This is a genomic window from Baekduia sp., from assembly GCF_035318805.1.
GTDB lineage: Bacteria > Actinomycetota > Thermoleophilia > Solirubrobacterales > Solirubrobacteraceae > Baekduia.
Window position 1 is genome coordinate 105,084 of the sequence record NZ_DATHDY010000016.1, and the last position, 18,147, is coordinate 123,230.

Here is an 18,147-nt window from a genome sequence, read left to right on the forward strand (position 1 = left end):
CGGCTACCGCGCTCGGGGCGCCGCCACCAGGCGCGTGAACAGGCGGTCGAGCAGGCCGTCCGGATCGTCGGACAGACCGGTGTGGATCGCCGAGGGCTGGACGATCGTGCTCGACGCGGCCGTCAGCCACCCGAAGCGCTCGGACTGCGGCAGCGCGGCGATCGCCCCGGCCTCGGGATCGCCGGCGGCGACGCGCACGAGGCCGTCGAGATGGCGGCGGACCGCGTCGATGTCGAGCTGGGGCGCCAGCGCGCGCAGGCGCGCTTCGTCGAGCTCGATGCGCGCGGCGAGGAAGGAGCGGCGCCGGCAGAACACCACGACGCCGGCGTTGACCGCCTCACCGCGCTCGACGTCAGGCACGACGCGCCAGATCGCGTACTGGAAGGCGTCAGGCGGCGGCACGGCGCAGCTCCTCGGCCTCGGCGGCGAACGCGCGCGGCGCGCGCAGGCGCTCGGTCAGGTGCTCGGCGTAGGCGCGGCGCGCGGTGGAGGGATCGTCGCCGAGCCAGTCGTCGGGCACCGACCCGACGATCCGCTGCACGGTGTCGTCGTCGAGCTTGGGGGCCAGGCGCGCGTCGGCGTCGAGGATCGAGCCGGCGAACGGCAGCAGCACGTGGTCGGCGATCAGCGGGAAGCCGGCGGTCGCGGCGCCCTGGGGCCACGACGGCCCGTGATGGCGGTACAGCGCCGCGCCGTGGTCGATGAGCCACAGGCGCCCGTGCCACACCAACATGTTGGGGTTGCGCGGCGTGCGGTCGACGTTGGCGCTCAGCGCGTCGAGCCAGACGACGTCGGCGGCGAGCTCGGGCGTCACGCCGACCGGCGCGGCGGGCGAGAACGGCAGCGAGCCGGGCAGGAAGTCGAGCGCGGCGTTGCTGCCCCCGCTGGCCTCGACGAGCTCCTGGATCTCGGGGTCGGGCTCGGCCGCCGCGAGCAGCGGGTCGACGTCGATGAGCACGATCTCGGGCACGGCGAGGTCCAGCGCGCGGGCCAGCTCGCCGACGATCACCTCGGCGATGAGCGCCTTCAGCCCCTGGCCGGCGCCGCGGAACTTGACGACGTACAGGCCGTCGTCGTCGGCCTCGACGAGCCCGGGCATCGACCCGCCCTCCCGCAGGGGCAGGACGTAGCGCGTGGCGTGCACGGTGCGCAGATCGGCCGTGGCGGCGGAGGGCATCGCGGCGGGACGCTAGCGGCTGGGCTGGTCGGCGAGTGGACACCGTCCCGGCTTCGCCCGCGCGCTTCGCCGGCCACCGCCGCCCGGTACGGTCGCTCTCCGGTGTGGTTCGGGTTCGACAACCTGGTGCTGACGGTGGCGCAGGCGCTCTGCGTCGCGCTGCCGGCGGCGGGCGTGCCCTACTTCCTGCGCCGGTTTCGCGGTGGCTGGTGGGCGCTGGTGCTGCCGCTCTCGATCGCCGTCGTCATCGTGGCGATCAACGCGTTCCCCCAGAGCGCGGACGTCCTGACGTGGGTCGCGCTGCTGCTGATCCCGCCCGGCTGCGCGCTGGCGCTGGGCTGGGCGATGCACGGCGCACGGTGGTGGCTGGCGCCGCTGGCGGTCCCGCTGCTGGCGCTGGCCTGGGCCGACCAGGACACCAAGGTCGGGCAGCTGGCGACGACCGCCCTGATCGTCGGCTCGTGCGTGACGCTCGGGCGGCTGCTCGCGGGGGCGGCGCCGCTGACCCTGCTGAAGCTCGGCCTCGTCGCGATGGCGAGCGTGGACTCGATCCTCGTCTTCGGCAACGAGCTGCAGGCGCCCAACGCCGTGCTGGTGGCGGCGGCGCCCGGTGCGGGGCTGCCGCAGCTGCAGTCGGCGAGCTTCGGCTTCGCGAGCCTGGGCTACGGCGACTTCTTCGCGGCGGCCGTGCTCGGCGGGATCCTCGCGGTGCAGCGGCGCAACCAGGTCGCCGCCGCGGTCGCGATGCTGGTCGTCTCCTACGCGTGGGATCAGCTCTTCCTGGTCGTCGACACGCTCCCGGCGACCGTGCCGCCGGCGATCGTGCTCGTGGGCTACGAGGCCTGGGCGCATGTTTCGCGCCGGCGCCGCGTTGCGGTTGGCAGGACCTGAGACCGAGCGATACGGGAGGCGACGTGCAAAAGGGCAGGTTGACCCGCCGCGGCGTGCTGGGCGCCGGGGCGGCAGGAGGCGCCGGGCTGCTGCTCGGCGGCGGACGCAGCGCGTCTGCGGCCGTCGCAGAAGCCCCGACGGCGGTCGACGTGGTGGTGGTCGGCGCGGGGCTCGCCGGGCTGACGACCGCCCGCAACCTCGTGCGCGCCGGCCGCTCGGTCGTGGTGCTGGAGGCGCGCGACCGCGTCGGCGGCCGGACGCTGAACCACGACCTCGGCGGCGGCGAGGTGACGGAGGCCGGCGGCCAGTACGTCGGCCCGACGCAGAACCGCGTGCTCGCGCTCGCCGCCGAGCTCGGCGTCGGCACCTATCCCGGCTACGGGCCGGGGCAGAACGTCTACGTGGCCGACGGCCGCGCCACGCGCTACTCCGGCGACATCCCGCCCGATCCGCTCGCGCTGCCCGACCTCGCGCTGCTCCTCACGCGCCTGGACGCGATGGCGGCCAAGGTGCCGGTCGACGCGCCGTGGACCGCGCCGGACGCCGAGAAGCTCGACGGCGAGACGGCCGAGAGCTGGATCCGCGCCAACACCGTCAACAGCGCGCGGGTGCTGCAGCTCGTCAACCTGTTCCTGTCGCCCGCGCTGGGCAGCCGCGCCGCCGACGTGTCGATGCTGTTCATGCTGGCCACGATCGCGGGCTACGGTGACGCCGACACGCCCGGCACGCTGGAGCGCGGCATCGGCAGCAAGGGCGCCGCGCAGGACAGCCGGCTGGTCGGCGGCACGCAGCGGCTCTCGCTGATCATGGCGGCCGACCTCGGCGACCGGGTCGTGCTCGAGGCGCCCGTGCGGCGCATCGCGCAGGCCGGCGGCGCCGTGACCGTGACGACCGCCGACGGGCGGGCGTGGCAGGCGCGGCGGGCGGTCGTGGCGATCCCGCCGCCGCTGGCCGTCGAGATCGACTGGGCCCCGCTGCTGCCCGCCGAGCACGACAGCCTCCGGCGCCGCATGGTGCTCGGCACGCTGGCCAAGTGCGAGGCGATCTACGCCGAGCCGTTCTGGCGCGCCGACGGCCTCAGCGGCCAGGCGCTGAAGCTCGACGGCGCGGTTCCGGCGATGTTCGACAACACACCGCCCGACGGCCGGCCCGGCGTGCTGATGGGCTTCATGGGCGGGCGCTCGTGGCGCACGTGGCAGACGAGGTCGGCCGACGATCGGCGCCGCGCGGTGCTCGACGACTTCGCCGCGGCCTTCGGCGCGAAGGCGCGCTCACCGATCGACTACTTCGAGCAGGACTGGGTGGAGGAGCGCTGGACCCGCGGCGGGCCGACGTCCGTGCTCGGCCCCGGCACGCTCGTCGACTTCGGGCCGAAGCTGATCGAGCCGGTGGGCGCGGTGCACTGGGCGGGCACCGAGACCGCCGGCTACTGGAACGGCTACATGGACGGCGCGATCAGCTCGGGGGAGCGGGCGGCGCGGGAGGTGCTGGCGGCGCTCTGAGTGGGAGCGGCGCGGCGGACGTCGTCCGGGATCACCGACGAGAACGCGCGCCGCCGGCCCCTCCCCGGAGACGCCTGCGGACGACCGAGCCCGCCTCGCGCCCGCGCTCGCTCTCGTCAGTGCCCCCCGAAGGCGCGTCGCGGCGCGAGCGCGCCGGAGCGGAACGCCACGGACGCTCCGCGATGCCGGCGCCCAGGCCGGCGACCCCCCTACAGCAGCGCGTCGATGCGGGCGCCCGACAGCTCGCCCTTGGGGATGAAGCCCTGGGCGCCGCTGCGCATGACGAGGGGGCCGAACTCGCGCGGATCGCGGCTGGAGGTCAGCACGACCTTCGGCGCGGCCTGGTCCAGGCAGATGCGCGAGGCGACGTCGAAGCCGTCGAGGTCGGGCAGGTTGATGTCGAGGAGCACGACGTCGGGATCCAGCGCGGCGCTGGCGGCCAGGCCGCTGGCGCCGTCCTCGGCTTCACCGACGACGTCGAACCCCTCATGCTCCAGGAGCAGGCGGGCGGCCGAGCGGAAGCTCGGATGGTCGTCGACGATGAGAACCTTTTTGCGCACGACTCAAGCGTGCCCTGCAACGGCCGGTTCCAACGTGCGGGTATCCACACTCGTGCCGTCCGCTGTCCGTACGCCGTTCGGTGAGTTCACAACATCCCCTGGTGTCGGGCTCGCGCGACCGCCTGCTCGCGCGACCCAGCATGCAGCTTGATGTAGATGTTGCGGCAGTGGGTCTTGACCGTGTTGACCGAGAGGAACAGCTCGGCGCCGATCTCGCGCTGCGACAGGCCGGTGGGCAGCAGGCGCAGCACGGCGAGCTCGCTCGGGCTCAGCGTCTCGCGCGGCAGGCCGGCCGGCGCCGCGGCGGCCAGGGGGCCGGCGAGGCGGCCGTGATCGCCGCAGCCGGCGAGCAGCAGCGCGGCGCGCGCGTCGCAGTCGGCCGCCTCGTCGGCCCGCCCGCACGCGCGGTGCACGGTCGCCAGGCGCAGCAGCGGCTCGGCGCGCTCGTGCAGGCCGGCGCCGCGATCGGCCAGCGCGAGCGCGCGCTGCAGCGGCGCGACGGCGCTCTCGCACGCGCCCGCGAGCTCGAGCATCCGGCCCTCGGCCAGCGCGCCCGCGCAGGCGACGGCGTGCTCGCCGGCCGCGGGATCGTCGTCGCGCAGGTCCTCGAGACGGCCGAGGCGGCGGCGGGCGCCGTCGCGGTCCGAGCCCTCGGCGGCGACGAGCGCGAGGTAGCCCGTCGCGTAGGCCAGCGCGATGCGGTCGTCGTGGATCTCGGCCAGCCCGGCGGCGCGGGCGAAGTGGCGGTGCGCGACGCGCGGGTGGCCGCGCCAGAACGCCTCGAGGCCGCGGAGCTGCGCGTCTGCGGTGTGCCAGAAGCCGTCCTGCGGATCGAAGGCACTCGCGCGGTCGAGGCTCTGGGCCATCGTGGCGAGGTGCCCGCGGCGGAAGGCGTCGAAGGCGTGCAGCAGCAGCCCGCGGGCGCGGATCGCGCGCGGCAGCGTGGCCTCGCCGGTGGCCAGCAGGCGCTCGGCCTCGCCGGGGCGCCCGGCGTCCAGCGCGGCCCAGAGGCGCACGGGCCAGAGGCCCGGCTCGGCATCTGCTGCGGCGGCCGACAGCGCGCCGACCCAGCCGGCCACCGTGGCGTGCTCGCCACGGTGCAGGGTCGCCTCCCACTGCTGGGCCACGACGGTCGCGACGCGCTCGTGGTCGCCGGCGGCCAGCGCGGCGGCGATCGCGGCGGCGGGGGTGTCGGGCGTCCGGGCTCGTGCGCGGGCGGGGGCGCCGCCGGCCACGATCGTGGGGGAGCCGCGCCGGCGCGCGACCTCCTCCAAGGCCGCGGGCGCCTGCTCGGCGGCGACCGCCACGGTCAGCGTGGGCGGCAGGCGAACCAGCAGGCGGTCCAGCGTCGCGGACACCTCCGGCGCCTCGCCGAGCGTGCCGAACCCGTCGAGCACGAGCACCGCCGGGCGCTCCAGGGTCGCGGCCTCGGCGGCGATCAGCGGCAGCACGGCGGGCGCCAGCGCCGGCTCGCCGATCCGCAGCAGCGCGGCGGCCTGGGCCCCGAACCCGGCGTGCACGGTGCGCAGCGCCGCGATCGCGCAGCGCCAGAAGCGGACGGGGTCCGCATCCTCGGGATCGAGCGAGAGCCAGGCGAAGGCGCGATTCTCGGCCGGAGCATCGGGCCACCGCGCCAGCAGCGCCGAGGCGCCCGCGCCCGTGACGAGCACCAGCCGCGCGTCGCGGGCGGCGACGAGGCGATCGACGAGCACGTCGCGCGACACGAGCGCGCCGCGGCGCGCCGGGACGTGGAGCTTCGTGGGCGCGACGGCGTCGCCCGGGCTGGCGAGCGCGACGTCCATGAACGGCCGACCCTATCCGCGCGGGACATCGCTGCGGGACTTGTCACCACGGCGGGCACCGGCGCACTCGGACGCCGCGGGCGCTTTGATGGGCTCGACGACCATAGACGACGCGTGCTGATCCTCCTCGTGCTGAGCGCCGTGGTCGGCGCCGGCACCGCGCTGAGCCCGTGCGCCCTGCCGGTGCTGCCCGCGCTGCTGTCGGCCGGTGCGGCGGGCGGGCGCCGGCGGCCGCTGGGCGTGGTGATCGGGCTGTCGGCGACGTTCGCGGTGTCGATCGTGGGCGGCGGGGAGTTGCTGCGCCACCTCGGCCTCGGCGACACGACGCTGCGCCACGTCGGCATCGCCGTCCTGCTCGTCGCCGGCGTCGCGGCGCTCGCGCCACCGCTGGCCGTGCGCCTGGAGCGCCCGCTGGCGGGCCTCAGCCGCCTCGGTCCGCGGCGCCTCGGCGACGGGTTCGGCTCCGGCCTGGTGGTCGGCGGCGCGCTGGGCTTCGTGTACGCGCCGTGCGCCGGGCCGGTGCTGGCCGCCGTCGTCTCGATCTCTGCGGCCACGGGGCGCACGGTCGCGATCGCGATCGCCTACGTCGCCGGCTCGGCCGCCGTGCTGCTGGTCATCGCGCTCGGCGGCCGGCGCGTGATGGAGCCGCTGCGCCGCGCCGGCGCCCTGCGCGTCCAGCGCGTGCTGGGCGCCGTGATGATCATCACCGCGATCGTGTTCGCCGCCAACCTCGACCTGCGCTTCGAGACCGCGCTGGCGCGCCACACCTCGGCGCTGACGCTGACCGGCGGGATCGAGCGCTCCCATGCGGTGCAGGACCGGCTCGACCGCCTGCGTGGGCGCCCGCGCTTCGACGCCGCCGCCCACGCTGCCCCGGCGCACCCGCACGCCAAGCTCCCCGACCTCGGGGCGGCCCCCGACTTCACCGGCACGCAGCGCTGGTTCAACACGCCTGGGGGCCGGCCGCTCTCGCTGAAGGCGCTGCGCGGGCGCGTCGTCTTGATCGACTTCTGGACCTACACCTGCATCAACTGCCTGCGCACGCTGCCCTACCTCGAGGCGTGGGACCGGCGCTATCGCGACGAGGGCCTGACGATCGTCGGCGTCCACGCGCCCGAGTTCGGCTTCGAGCACGACGCGGGCAACGTCGCACGGGCGATCTCGACCAACGGCATCGACTACCCCGTCGTGCAGGACAACGACCTGGCGACCTGGAACGCGTGGGGCAACCAGTACTGGCCGGCCGAGTACCTGATCGACGCGACGGGCCACGTCCGCCACACGCACTTCGGCGAGGGCCGGTACGCCGAGTCGGAGGCCGCGATCCGCGCGCTGCTGGCCGAGCGCGGCGCCACGGTCGGCGTGGCGCCCGCCAAGCCGCGCGACGTCACGCCGGTGAGCGCCGCGACGACGCCCGAGACCTACGTCGGCGCCGCGCGCGCCCAGGGCTTCGTCGGCACCCCGCCGGCCAAGGGCACCCGCACCTACCGCGCTCCCGCCGGCGCGCCGCCCCTCCACGCGTTCGCCCTCGGCGGCACGTGGGCCATCGGCGACGAGGCGGCGACCGCGGTCTCGCACGCCACGCTCACCGCGTCGGTGCAGGCGCGCTTCGTCTACCTCGTGCTCAGCCCGCCGGCCGGCGGGCGCCGCGGCCGCGTGGACGTCACGGTCGACGGCCGCCGCTCGCGTACGGTGACCGTCGACCGCCAGCGCCTCTACACGCTCGCGGAGCTGCCGCGCAACGGGCGCCATCGGCTGGACCTCGCGCTGGCGCCGGGCACCTCGGCCTACGCGTTCACCTTCGGGTAGTGGGCCGCGACCCACCAGGCACTCCCAGGCAGCTCTCAGGTTCGCCTCAGCATCCCCAGGCATGCTGCGGCCATGAGGGTCAAGCGCTACATCATCGTGTCCGCCGCCGTCCTGGCCGCCGGCGCAGGAGCAGGGGCCGCCATCGCCGCCGGCGGCGGCGACGACGCCAAGAAGGCCGAGCAGTCGGTCCTCGACGACGCCGCCAAGCGGCTGAACGTTACGCCGGAGGCCCTGCGCTCCGCGCTCGGCGCCGCCGAGGACGCCCAGCTCGACCAGGCCGTCAAGGACGGCAAGATCACCCAGAAGCAGGCCGACGCGATCAAGGCCGACCGCGCGAAGGACGGCCGGGTCCTGGGCGGGCCGGGCGCCGGCCGTCCCGGGCCGGGCGGGCACGGCGGGCCAGGCGGCCCGGGCGGCCCCGGTGGTCCCGGGTTCGGCCACGGCCTCAACGGCGCGCTCGACGCCGCCGCATCCGCGCTCGGCCTGAAGGCCGACGAGCTGCGCACCAAGCTCCAGGCCGGCAAGAGCATCGCCGACGTCGCCAAGGACCAGGGCAAGCCGATCGCCGACGTCAAGAGCGCCATCAGGGACGCGATCGCCAAGCAGCTCGACGCCGACGTGGCCGCCGGACGCCTGACCGCCGACCAGCGCACCAACGCGCTCACGGAGCTCGACGCCCACCTCGACGACCTCGTCAACCGGACGCCGCCCGAGCGCGGCGACAAGCCCGCCCGCGCGGCGGGCCGCCACGCCCACTCGCGCTAGGAACGGGATTTCCCGGCGAACGTCGCCGCGCGACCTACTGGCGTCCGGCACACCGCCGTCACTCACGGCTCGCAGGAGGTTCCTGGGGTTCTCCCAGGAACCTCCCAGGAACCAGGGCGATACTGAGCGTGTGATGACCACCGCCACGCCCGAGAGCCACCGAGTGCTCGTCGTCGACGACGAGCCCAACATCGCCGACGTCATCTCGATGGCGCTGCGCTTCCAGGGCTTCACCGTCGAGGCGGTCGGAGACGGGCGCAGCGCGCTCGAGGCCGTGACGACCTTCAAGCCGGACCTCCTCGTCCTCGACGTCATGCTCCCGGACATGGAGGGCTTCGAGATCGCCCGCCGCCTGAGCGCCGAGCGCGTCCAGGTGCCGATCATCTTCCTCACCGCCCGCGACGCGACCGAGGACAAGGTCCGCGGGCTCACGATGGGCGGCGACGACTACGTCACCAAGCCGTTCAGCCTCGAGGAGCTGGTCGCCCGCATCCGGACGATCCTGCGGCGCGCCGGCCTCGCCCAGCCCGAGACGAGCCGCCTCGTCTTCGAGGACCTCGAGCTCGACGAGGACACGCGCGAGGTCACGCGCGGCGGCGACCTCATCGAGCTCACGGCGACCGAGTACCGGCTCCTGCGCTACCTCATGCTCAACCCGCGCCGGGTGCTCACCCGCGCGCAGATCCTCGACCAGGTCTGGGACTACGACTTCGGCGGCGACGCCCGCGTGCTCGAGACCTACATCAGCTACCTGCGCAAGAAGATCGACCGGCACGGCGCGCCGCTGATCCACACCGCCCGCGGCGTCGGGTATGCGCTGCGCGCGCCGAGGTCCTGATACGTGTCGCTGCGCGCGCGCCTCGTCATCGGGCTGCTGGTCCTCGCCACCATCGGGTTCGTCCTGCTGGCCGGCGTGACGTACCTCGAGCAGCGCAGGTTCCTGTACGACCGGGTCGACCAGCAGGCGCGGGTGGCGGTGCAGAGCGGCTCGCGGCCGGCGCCGTTCCTCCCGGGCGGCCGCGAGGGCGACGGCCGGCCGCCCGACCACATGCCCGGGGGCGGACCGGCGGGCGGGACGTGGGTCTTCGAGCGCGACGCGGGCGGCACGGTCATCCAGAAGGTGTGCCGCGCCTGCTACTCGGCCACCGCCCCGAAGCTGCCGTCCGGCCTGCACGACGGCCAGTACACGACGGTCAAGTCCGGCGACGGCACGCGCTACCGCGTCCTCGCGCAGGCCCGCCCGGGCGGCGGCTCGACCGTCGCCGCGGTCCCGCTCACCGAGACCGACGCCACGCTGCGCCGCCTGCTGCGGACCTCCGCGCTGGTGATCGCCGCGATCCTCGCCGTGCTCGGCGCGGGCGCCTGGTGGCTCGTGCGCATCGGCCTGCGACCGCTGGAGCGGATGGGGGACACCGCGGGCGCGATCGCCGCGGGCGACCTCTCGCGGCGCGTCGAGACGGCGACGCCGCGCACCGAGGTCGGCCGCCTCGGCCTGTCGCTGAACCGCATGCTCGACCGCCTGGAGGAGGCGTTCGCCAAGCAGCGCGCCTCCGAGGACCGGCTGCGCCGGTTCCTGGCCGACGCGTCGCACGAGCTGCGCACGCCGCTCGCGTCGATCCGCGGATACGCCGAGCTGTTTCGCATCGGCGCGGCGCGGCAGCCCGGGGACACCAAGAAGGCGATGGAGCGCATCGAGTCCGAGGCGGCGCGCATGGGCGTGCTCGTCGAGGACCTGCTGACGCTCGCGCGCCTGGACGAGGTGCGCGAGGTCATCCGCGAGGACGTCGACGTGGTCCGGCTCGCCGGCGACGCGGTCGACGACGCGCGCGCCACGGCGCCCGACCGCGAGATCGATCTGCGCTCCGAGGGGCGCGCGGTCGTCGCCGGCGACCCGCATCAGCTCCGCCAGGTGTTCGCCAACCTGCTGCGCAACGCGCTGGTCCACACGCCGGCGGGGACGCCCGTGGAGGTGGCGATCAGCCACGACGGCACGACGACCGTGCTCGAGGTCCGCGACTACGGCCACGGCCTGCCGACCGACGAGAACGACGCGCTGTTCGAGCGCTTCTGGCGCGCCGAGCACGGCCGCGAGCGCGGCAAGGCCGGCGCCGGCCTGGGCCTGGCGATCGTCGCCGGGATCGTGGCCGCCCACGGCGGCGAGGTGCATGCCGACAACGCTCCGGGCGGCGGCGCGCGCTTCGTCGTGCGGCTGCCCGCCGGCGCCCCGCCGCCGACCGCCTCGCGCGACGGATCGGTCTCGGCGCCGAGCTAGGCGAAGCCTCGCCCAAGGGGCTCGTTTCGCTTGCGGGTACTCGCCCAGGGGCTCGTACCCGCGGTCCGCTAGGGACCCACCGCCCCTAGCGGGCCGCCACGCGGCCGACGTGCGCGAGGAACGGCTCCACTTCGACCCCGTGCCCGGTGACGCTGGCCACCAGCGGCTCGGTGTCCAGCCGCCGACCGACATGGTGGACATGGTCGGCCAGCCAGGTGCGGATCGCCGTGACGTCGCCGCCGGCCAGGGCCTCGTCCTGGGAGCCGGCGTCCTGCTCCAGGCGGTCCCACAGCTGCGCGGCGATCAGGGTGCCGAGCGCGTAGCTGGGGAAGTAGCCGAACGCGCCGCCGGCCCAGTGGACGTCCTGCAGGACGCCGTCGGCGTCGCGCGGCACCTCGACGCCGAGCAGTCGCCGCATCCCGTCGTTCCACGCAGCCGGGAGGTCGGCGACGTCGAGCCGGCCTTCGATGAGCGCGAGCTCCAGCTCGAAGCGCAGCACGATGTGCAGCGGGTAGGTCAGCTCGTCGGCCGAGACGCGGATCAGCGACGGGCGCACCTGACCGAACGCCGCCAGCAGCGTGTCGGGATCGATCGGGAAGCCGCCGGCCGTCAGCTCCCCGGCGATCACGGCGCCGAACGCCGGGTTGCGGCCGACGTGGTTCTCCCACAACTTGCTCTGGGACTCGTGGATCGACATCGACGTGCCGTGCCCGAGGTTGGTCCGCGCCAGCTCCGGCGCGATCTGGCGCTCGTACAACGAGTGCCCGAACTCGTGCATCGCGGCCAGCACGGACTCCAGCTGCCCGTCCTCGTAGCGCGTGGTGATGCGGCTGTCGCGCCGGCCCACGTTGGTGGAGAACGGGTGTGCCGACACGTCCACGCGCCAGCTGTCGTCCTTCACGCCCAGGCGCGCCAGCGTGCTGGTCACGGCCGCCCGCTGGGCGGCGACCGGCACGTCCAGCGGCCGCGGGGCGGGGCGCTGCGCGGCTTGCGCCACCAGCGGCGGGAGCGCCTCGGCGAGGCGGCCGAAGACCTCCTGGATGCGCGCGGCGGTGAGCCCGAAGTCGTAGTCGGCCAGCAGCGCGTCGTAGGGCCGGGCGAAGCCCTCGAAGCACGCGGCGTACGAGCGCGCCAGCTCGATGTTGCGCCGCAGCGCCGGCGCGAACGCGGCGAAGTCGTCGTCGGCGCGGGCCGCCTGCCAGACGTCCTGGCCCTCTGCGCCGGCCTGGGCGAGCTCGGCGGCGAGGTCGGTCGGCACGCGGCGACTCCGGTCCCAGTCGCGCCGCGCGAGCCGGACGAGGTCGCGGTCCAGCTCGCCGAGGTCGCCCGCGGCGCCCTCGCGCTCGAGCTCCTCGAGCCACTCGCCGACCTCGTCGGCGGTCGCGCGCTCGTGCGCGAGGCGCTCCAGCGTGGCGAGCTGATGGGCGCGGGCCGGTGAGCCGCCGGGCGGCATCATCGTCCGCTGGTCCCAGGCCGCGAGGTGTCCGAGCAGCGACAGGTCGGCCAGCTCGGCGAGCCGATCACGGAGGGCGTCCAGGGCGGGCATTCCCGACACCCTAGAACGACGCCCCGGGGGCTGTCCGAGCAGGCGAGCCGGCGTCCGCGATGTGCCACCCTGGCGCGTACCACCAAAGGACCACATCCGGATCCGAGCCACCAGATGCCCCGTAACCCATGGCTGGCCATCGACGCGGCGACGCCGCCGGCCCTGCGTGCCCGCGAGCTGCGGCGAGACTGGGAGCGCTTCCTCAGCGGGGCGCGCGTGAGTGGGGTTCGACCACCGGTCGCCGACTCGTGGCGCCGGTCGCTGGACGCGGGCATCGACCCATCGGGGCGCCGGCTGGCCCCGGCGACCGCCGATCGTCAGGAGGCGTCGGCGCGGTGGGAGATGCACCCGCTGGCCGCGGCGGCGCCGCTGATCCGTGAATGCCTGGGAGCCGTCGCCGACGCGTCGGAGCACCTGCTCGTCGTGAGCGACGCGGCGGGCGTGCTGCTCCAGCTCGAGGGCAACAGCAGGGTGCGGTCCCAGGCGGCCGATTCGATGAACTTCACGGAGGGCGCCCTGTGGAGCGAGAACGGCGCCGGGACCAACGCGGTCGGGACCGCCCTGGCGGCCGATCACGCGGTCCAGATCTTCGCGGGCGAGCACTTCGTCGAAGTCGTGCAGGCCTGGACCTGCTCGGCGGCCCCCGTCCACGACCCCGAGACGGGCGAGCTGCTCGGCGTCATCGACCTGACCGGCCTCGAGAAGGACGTGGACCCGCAGAGCCTGGCGGTCGTCATGACGACCGCCCGAGCCGTCGAGGGCCACCTGCGCTACCGCCTGCAGGAGCGCGACGACCGGCTGCGGGCGCGCTATCAGGAGCGCATCACCGGCAGCGGCGACCGCCGCGCGCTCGTCGGGCCGACCGGACGGCTCATCGCCGACGACTCCCGAGGGTGGTTGCACGGCACGCGGCTGGAGCTGCCGCGCGGCGGAGGCGAGCTGGTCCTGCCCGACGGCGCGCACGCGTTCGCGGAGCCGGTCGGGCCCGAGCAGGCCTTCGTCGTGCGGGAGCTGCCCGACGCGCGCACGCCACGGCACGCTCCGCGCGACGAGCTGCGCATGCTCGCCGCCGAGCGTGCCGGGCTGCGACGCCTCGCCGCGGCCGTCGCGCACGATGCGTCCCCGGCCGACATCTTCACGGCGGTCGCGGAGGAGGTCGGCCTGCTCCTCGGCGCCGAGGATGCGGCCGTCGTCCGCTTCGAGCCCGACCGCACCGCCACGATCCTCGCCGGCGTGGGGCGGTGGGTCGACGAGCTCGGGGTCGGCATGCGCGTGGAGCTCGACGACTCACTCGCCATCGCGGCGGTGGCTCGCACCGGTCGATCTGCTCGCGTGGACGACCACGACTACGCCACGGCGCCCGGACCGGTCGCCGACTATCTGCGGCGCGTGGGAAGCCGCTCGGCCGTCGCGAGCCCGATCGTCGTCGAGGGCCGTCTCTGGGGTGCGATCGTCGCGGCGACCAAGCACGAGCCGCTGTGTGCCGACACGGAGAAGCGCATGGCGAGCTTCACCGAGCTCGTCGGCACCGTGATCGCGAACGCCGAGAGCCGGGCCGAGCTCACCGCGGCGCGCGGCCGCGTGGTGGCCGCCGGCGAGGCGGCCCGGCGCCGCATCCAGCGCGACCTGCACGACGGCGCCCAGCAGCGCCTGGTGAGCACGGTGATCGCCCTGAAGCTCGCGCGGCGGGAGCTCGGGGACGCGACCGGCCCCGCGGTCGAGCTGGTGGCCGAGGCGCTCGCGCACGCCGAGCGGGCCCACGGCGAGCTGCGCGAGCTCGCGCACGGGACCCTGCCGGCGGCGCTCAGCAGCGGCGGGCTGCGCGCCGGGATCGACGCGCTGGTCTCGCGCATCCACCTGCCCGTGTCGGTCGACGTCACCGCCGAGCGGCTGCCCGTGGAGCTGGAGGCCGCCGCCTACTTCATCGTCGCCGAGGCGCTGACCAACACTGTCCGGCACGCCCGCGCGAGCAGCGCGCGGATCACCGCCGTCGTCGGCGACGGCGTGCTCTGCCTCGAGGTCCGCGACGACGGCGTCGGCGGGGCTCGCAGCGACGAGGGTTCCGGGCTCGTCGGGCTCCGCGACCGTGCCGCCGCGATGGACGGCGAGCTGCGCGTCGAGAGCCCTCCGGGCGAGGGGACCGTGGTCGTCGCGGCGCTCCCGCTCCACGGCTCGCCCGTGGCCTGAAGCCGGCCGGCGCGCGGGGCCCGACCGGGTTCTTATGCGCGGTTTGGGATCCCTTGAAGCTCAGACAAGAACGCTGCCCGACAGTGTCTGCATGACCCCCTCATCCAAGCTCGCCGCCTTCGGCGCGTGCGCCCTCATCGCCGGCGCCGGTGGCGCGGGCGTCGCGGCCGTCGTCGTCAACGGCCACGGTTCCGGCCCATCCGCCACCGCGGCGGCCACACCCGCCTCGGGCGCGTCCCGTCCGGTCGCCGAGACCACGGCGTCGACGGCCAAGGACGTCTACAACTCCGCCAAGGACGCCGTCGCCTACATCAGCGCCCAGACCGGGCAGGGCACGGCCACCGGTTCGGGCTTCGTCGTCACCTCCGACGGCAAGATCATCACCAACGAGCACGTCGTCGACGGCGCCACGCAGGTGACCGTCAAGCTCGGGACCAACGGCAAGGAGCAGCCGGCGACGGTCGTCGCCGCCGACGCCTCCAAGGATCTCGCCCTGCTCCAGGTCGATGCCGGCTCCGCCAAGCTGCACGCCCTGTCGTTCGGGGATTCCTCCAGCGTGCAGATCGGTGATGCCACCTACGCGATCGGCAACCCCTACGGGTTGGACCACACGCTGACCAGCGGTATCGTCAGCGCGCTGAACCGCGACATCCAGGCGCCGGACGGCACCCCGATCAAGGGCGCGATCCAGACCGACGCCGCGCTGAACCCCGGCAACTCGGGCGGCCCGCTGCTCGACGCGGACGGCAAGGTCATCGGCGTCAACTCGCAGATCGCCACGAGCGGCTCCTCCGCCGGCGGCGAGAGCGGCAACGTCGGCATCGGCTTCGCCATCCCCGCGAAGATCGTGCAGGACTTCATCGCCAACCCGACGTCGTCGGGTGCGACGCAGGGCGGGCAGGGCCAGCAGGTCGACCCGTACGGCCGCGGGGGCCAGCAGGTCGACCCCTACGGCGGCCAGGGCCAGCAGGACCAGCAGGTCCCGCAGTTCGTCCTGCCGGGCGGCTACTAGCCGCGCGCGTGGGCGGCTACTAGGCGCGCGCGGGGGCGGTGGGCGGGGTGCCCGGTCGGGCGGCTGTACTCTCGACGGTCGATGCTGACCGCCACCGATCGCAGCACCGCGCCCGTTCGCCGGGTCCGGATCCTCACCGCCGGAGGGACCATCGCCATGGTGGGCGAAGGTGGCGCCCAGCCTGAGCTGGACGCCGAGGCCCTCGTCGCCAGCGTTCCCGGCCTCACGGCGTTCCCCGACCTGGAGGCCATCAGCGTCCTCAACAAGCCGAGCGCGCACCTCACGCTCGACGACCAGCTGCGCATCTGCCGCGCCGCCCGCGACGCCTCGCGCCGCGGCATCGGCGTCGTGGTGACCCACGGCACCGACGTGCTCGAGGAGACCGCGATGCTCTGCGACGTCCTCCACGACGCCGACGCGCCGATCGTCTTCACCGGCGCCATCCGGCCGGCGTCGGCCGCCGGCGCCGACGGTCCCGCCAACCTCGTCGACGCCGTCAGCGTCGCCGCCAGCGCCCCCGCCGCCGGCATGGGCGTCCTCGTCGTCTTCGGCGGCGAGATCCACCACGCCCGCTGCGCGCGCAAGACCGACACGACCTCGCTGGTGGCGTTCTCCTCGCCGCAGACCGGCCCGCTGGGCCGCGTCACCGAGGGCCACCCGACGATCTGGTCCCGGATCCCGCGCAATCCGCCGCTGGACCCGCCGTCGCTGGACAAGCGCGTGCACATCGTGCCGTCCTCGGCGGGCGACGACGGCTCGCTCGCGCGCGCCGCGCTCGCCACCGAGCCCGACGGCATCGTCCTCGGCACGCTCGGCGCCGGTCACCTCGCGCCCGAGGTCCTGGAGATCTGGGGCGCGGCCGCCAACGACATCCCGGTCGTCGCCTACTGCCGCCCCGAGCGCGGCGTCGTCCTCAACGCGACCTACGGCTACGCCGGGTCCGAGCGCGACCTGCGCGGCACGAACATCATCCCGGCCGGCTTCCTCTCCCCGCAGGCGATCCGCATGAAGCTGCTGGCCTGCCTGTCGGCGGGGCTGGACATCGACGAGGCCCGCTGGGCCTTCTCGCAGGACGACGGCTGAGGGACTGCGGGCGCCGGCAGGGCCGTCGAGGGACGATTGAATCTCGTACAGCGAGATTCAATCGTCCCTCGACGCTCGGGAGGGGCGGCGCGCCGGCGCTTGCGGCGTTCCGCACGGGCGCTGGTCGTGCCGCGGCGGGTGGTTCGTGGGCGATGACGGAGAGACAGTGAGCGAGGGCGCCGGCGTCGCGGGTCGTCCGCGGCGGTCCTCGGGGGATCGGGGTCGCCTGACGCTGAACTATTCATCACGAAGCGACCCGGACCCCGCCGAGCGGCGGTTCACGCGCGAACGCTCCCGCCCCGCGACGCCGGCGGAGACCCACGGCGCCCGCGCCACTCGCTACCTCGCCGTCATTGCCGACCGGCGACGTGGCGCGCCAGCGCAAGCGCCTGAGCGGAACGCCGCCGGCGCCCGCGCCGCCCGCGCCGCCCGCGCCGCCCGCGCCGCCGACGCTCGGAACGCGCCGAGCGAGGCCCGCGCGTCCGCGGTTGAATCCGGATTCAGGTTAGGGTTCGCGCCATGCGCGCCCTCCAGATCACCGAGCTGACCGGACCCGACACCGCCCTGCAGATCGTCGACGTCCCCGAGCCCGAGGCGTCGCACCTCATGACCCCGGGCAGCGGCGTCGTGGTCGACGTCGAGGTCGCCGGCGTCTCGTTCCCCGAGGTGCTGCAGACGCGCGGCGAGTACCAGATCAAGCCGCCGCTGCCGTTCATCCCCGGCAGCGAGGTCGGCGGGACCGTGCGCAGCGCGCCCGCGGGCGCGGCCGTGCAGGCGGGCGACCGCGTCGCCGCGTTCTGCATGCTCGGCGGCTTCGCCGAGGTCGCCGTCGCGCCCGAGTTCCTGACCTTCAAGCTGCCCGACGCGCTGGACTTCGCGCAGGGCGCCGCGTTGATCCTCAACTACCACACGGCCTACTTCGCGCTGAAGCTGCGCGGCCGCCTCGCAGCGGGCGAGACGGTGCTCGTGCACGGCGCCGCCGGGGGCGTCGGCACCGCGGCGCTGCAGGTCGCCAAGGGTCTGGGCGCCAGGACGATCGCGGTCGTCTCCAGCGACGAGAAGGAGCAGGTCGCGCGCGACGCCGGCGCCGACGAGGTCGTCCGCTCCGACGCGGCCTGGAAGGACGAGGTCAAGGAGCTGTCGGGCGGCGGCGTCGACCTCGTCCTCGACCCGGTCGGCGGCGATCGCTTCACCGACTCGATCCGGTCGCTGCGCGAGGAGGGCCGCGTGGTCGTCGTCGGCTTCACCGGCGGCTCGATCCCCGAGGTCAAGGTCAATCGCCTGCTGCTGAACAACACCGAGGTCATCGGTGCGGGGTGGGGCGCCTACATGATGTCCAAGCCAGACATGAATCGGGAGATCGGCGCCGCCGTCGACGAGCTGATCGCCGGCGGCGCCGTGCGCCCGATCGTCAGCCGGCGCTTCCCGCTGGACCGGGCCGCCGAGGCCCTGAAGACCATCGACGGCCGCGGTGCGCTGGGCAAGGTCGTGCTCGACGTGCGCGACCAGGCCCCAAGCGTGGGTCCCTAACCCGCCGCGGG

Annotated in this window: 15 protein-coding genes; 10 read left to right on the top strand and 5 right to left on the bottom strand. The window is 75.0% G+C overall.

Annotated elements, in window-relative coordinates:
* Window positions 1-3 precede the first annotated feature (3 nt).
* Together VK501_RS03430 and VK501_RS03435 are read right to left on the bottom strand one after the other, a co-directional pair.
* Window positions 4-402 (bottom strand): DUF3037 domain-containing protein, encoded by a 399-nt coding sequence (locus VK501_RS03430; RefSeq protein WP_324334657.1) that lies wholly within the window; start codon window positions 400-402, stop codon window positions 4-6.
* Window positions 389-1,177, bottom strand: a complete 789-nt coding sequence (locus VK501_RS03435) for a HipA family kinase (RefSeq protein WP_324334659.1) — start codon at window positions 1,175-1,177, stop codon at window positions 389-391. The genes VK501_RS03430 and VK501_RS03435 overlap by 14 nt, the downstream gene beginning before the upstream one ends.
* 102 nt (window positions 1,178-1,279) lie before the next feature.
* Between VK501_RS03435 and VK501_RS03440 the strand changes: the two genes are divergently transcribed.
* Together VK501_RS03440 and VK501_RS03445 are read left to right on the top strand one after the other, a co-directional pair.
* Window positions 1,280-2,068: a hypothetical protein gene (locus tag VK501_RS03440; RefSeq protein WP_324334661.1), complete on the top strand. Its 789-nt coding sequence runs from the start codon at window positions 1,280-1,282 to the stop codon at window positions 2,066-2,068.
* Between the two features lie 23 nt (window positions 2,069-2,091).
* Window positions 2,092-3,570, top strand: coding sequence for a flavin monoamine oxidase family protein (locus VK501_RS03445; protein ID WP_324334663.1), 1,479 nt, complete (start codon window positions 2,092-2,094; stop codon window positions 3,568-3,570).
* A gap of 209 nt (window positions 3,571-3,779) precedes the next feature.
* On the opposite strand, the gene VK501_RS03450 is transcribed toward VK501_RS03445, so the two are convergent.
* The gene (locus tag VK501_RS03450) at window positions 3,780-4,130 is read right to left on the bottom strand and encodes a response regulator transcription factor (protein ID WP_324334665.1); all 351 of its coding nucleotides are present in this window, start codon (window positions 4,128-4,130) and stop codon (window positions 3,780-3,782) included.
* A gap of 86 nt (window positions 4,131-4,216) precedes the next feature.
* Complete coding sequence (locus tag VK501_RS03455; RefSeq protein ID WP_324334669.1) at window positions 4,217-5,932, bottom strand: LuxR C-terminal-related transcriptional regulator; 1,716 nt, start codon at window positions 5,930-5,932, stop codon at window positions 4,217-4,219.
* Window positions 5,933-6,046: 114 nt separating this feature from the next.
* Here VK501_RS03455 and VK501_RS03460 point away from each other — a divergent pair, with 114 nt between their 5' ends.
* The 4 genes from VK501_RS03460 to VK501_RS03475 all read left to right on the top strand — a co-directional run bounded on the left by VK501_RS03460 (window position 6,047) and on the right by VK501_RS03475 (window position 10,778).
* Window positions 6,047-7,741, top strand: a complete 1,695-nt coding sequence (locus VK501_RS03460) for a cytochrome c biogenesis protein DipZ (protein WP_324334671.1) — start codon at window positions 6,047-6,049, stop codon at window positions 7,739-7,741.
* A gap of 72 nt (window positions 7,742-7,813) precedes the next feature.
* On the top strand, window positions 7,814-8,506 hold the full coding sequence (locus tag VK501_RS03465; RefSeq protein ID WP_324334673.1) for a hypothetical protein: 693 nt from the start codon (window positions 7,814-7,816) through the stop codon (window positions 8,504-8,506).
* Window positions 8,507-8,639: 133 nt separating this feature from the next.
* The gene (locus tag VK501_RS03470; RefSeq protein WP_324334675.1) at window positions 8,640-9,344 is read left to right on the top strand and encodes a response regulator transcription factor; all 705 of its coding nucleotides are present in this window, start codon (window positions 8,640-8,642) and stop codon (window positions 9,342-9,344) included.
* Window positions 9,345-9,347: 3 nt separating this feature from the next.
* Window positions 9,348-10,778 (top strand): HAMP domain-containing sensor histidine kinase, encoded by a 1,431-nt coding sequence (locus VK501_RS03475; RefSeq protein ID WP_324334677.1) that lies wholly within the window; start codon window positions 9,348-9,350, stop codon window positions 10,776-10,778.
* A gap of 85 nt (window positions 10,779-10,863) precedes the next feature.
* Here VK501_RS03475 and VK501_RS03480 read toward each other — a convergent pair whose 3' ends face one another.
* Window positions 10,864-12,324 (bottom strand): carboxypeptidase M32, encoded by a 1,461-nt coding sequence (locus VK501_RS03480; RefSeq protein WP_324334679.1) that lies wholly within the window; start codon window positions 12,322-12,324, stop codon window positions 10,864-10,866.
* 114 nt (window positions 12,325-12,438) lie between these two features.
* Here VK501_RS03480 and VK501_RS03485 point away from each other — a divergent pair, with 114 nt between their 5' ends.
* The 4 genes from VK501_RS03485 (at window position 12,439) to VK501_RS03500 (ending at window position 18,136) form a co-directional block, all read left to right on the top strand.
* On the top strand, window positions 12,439-14,511 hold the full coding sequence (locus tag VK501_RS03485) for a GAF domain-containing protein (protein WP_324334681.1): 2,073 nt from the start codon (window positions 12,439-12,441) through the stop codon (window positions 14,509-14,511).
* A gap of 91 nt (window positions 14,512-14,602) precedes the next feature.
* Entirely contained in the window at window positions 14,603-15,523 is a 921-nt protein-coding gene (locus VK501_RS03490) for a S1C family serine protease (protein WP_324334683.1), read from the top strand.
* Between the two features lie 81 nt (window positions 15,524-15,604).
* Window positions 15,605-16,606, top strand: coding sequence for an asparaginase (locus VK501_RS03495; RefSeq protein ID WP_324334685.1), 1,002 nt, complete (start codon window positions 15,605-15,607; stop codon window positions 16,604-16,606).
* A gap of 519 nt (window positions 16,607-17,125) precedes the next feature.
* Window positions 17,126-18,136 (top strand): NADPH:quinone oxidoreductase family protein, encoded by a 1,011-nt coding sequence (locus VK501_RS03500; RefSeq protein WP_324334687.1) that lies wholly within the window; start codon window positions 17,126-17,128, stop codon window positions 18,134-18,136.
* Window positions 18,137-18,147: the final 11 nt, after the last annotated feature.

Excerpts from the sequence above, each read along its gene's own strand:
- VK501_RS03435 (WP_324334659.1), bottom strand. The coding sequence starts at position 1,177 with ATGCCCTCCGCCGCCACGGCCGATCTGCGCACCGTGCACGCCACGCGC.
- VK501_RS03455 (WP_324334669.1), bottom strand. The coding sequence starts at position 5,932 with ATGGACGTCGCGCTCGCCAGCCCGGGCGACGCCGTCGCGCCCACGAAG.
- VK501_RS03465 (WP_324334673.1), top strand. The coding sequence starts at position 7,814 with ATGAGGGTCAAGCGCTACATCATCGTGTCCGCCGCCGTCCTGGCCGCC.
- VK501_RS03470 (WP_324334675.1), top strand. The coding sequence starts at position 8,640 with ATGACCACCGCCACGCCCGAGAGCCACCGAGTGCTCGTCGTCGACGAC.
- VK501_RS03480 (WP_324334679.1), bottom strand. The coding sequence starts at position 12,324 with ATGCCCGCCCTGGACGCCCTCCGTGATCGGCTCGCCGAGCTGGCCGAC.
- VK501_RS03485 (WP_324334681.1), top strand. The coding sequence starts at position 12,439 with ATGCCCCGTAACCCATGGCTGGCCATCGACGCGGCGACGCCGCCGGCC.
- VK501_RS03490 (WP_324334683.1), top strand. The coding sequence starts at position 14,603 with ATGACCCCCTCATCCAAGCTCGCCGCCTTCGGCGCGTGCGCCCTCATC.
- VK501_RS03495 (WP_324334685.1), top strand. The coding sequence starts at position 15,605 with ATGCTGACCGCCACCGATCGCAGCACCGCGCCCGTTCGCCGGGTCCGG.
- VK501_RS03500 (WP_324334687.1), top strand. The coding sequence starts at position 17,126 with ATGCGCGCCCTCCAGATCACCGAGCTGACCGGACCCGACACCGCCCTG.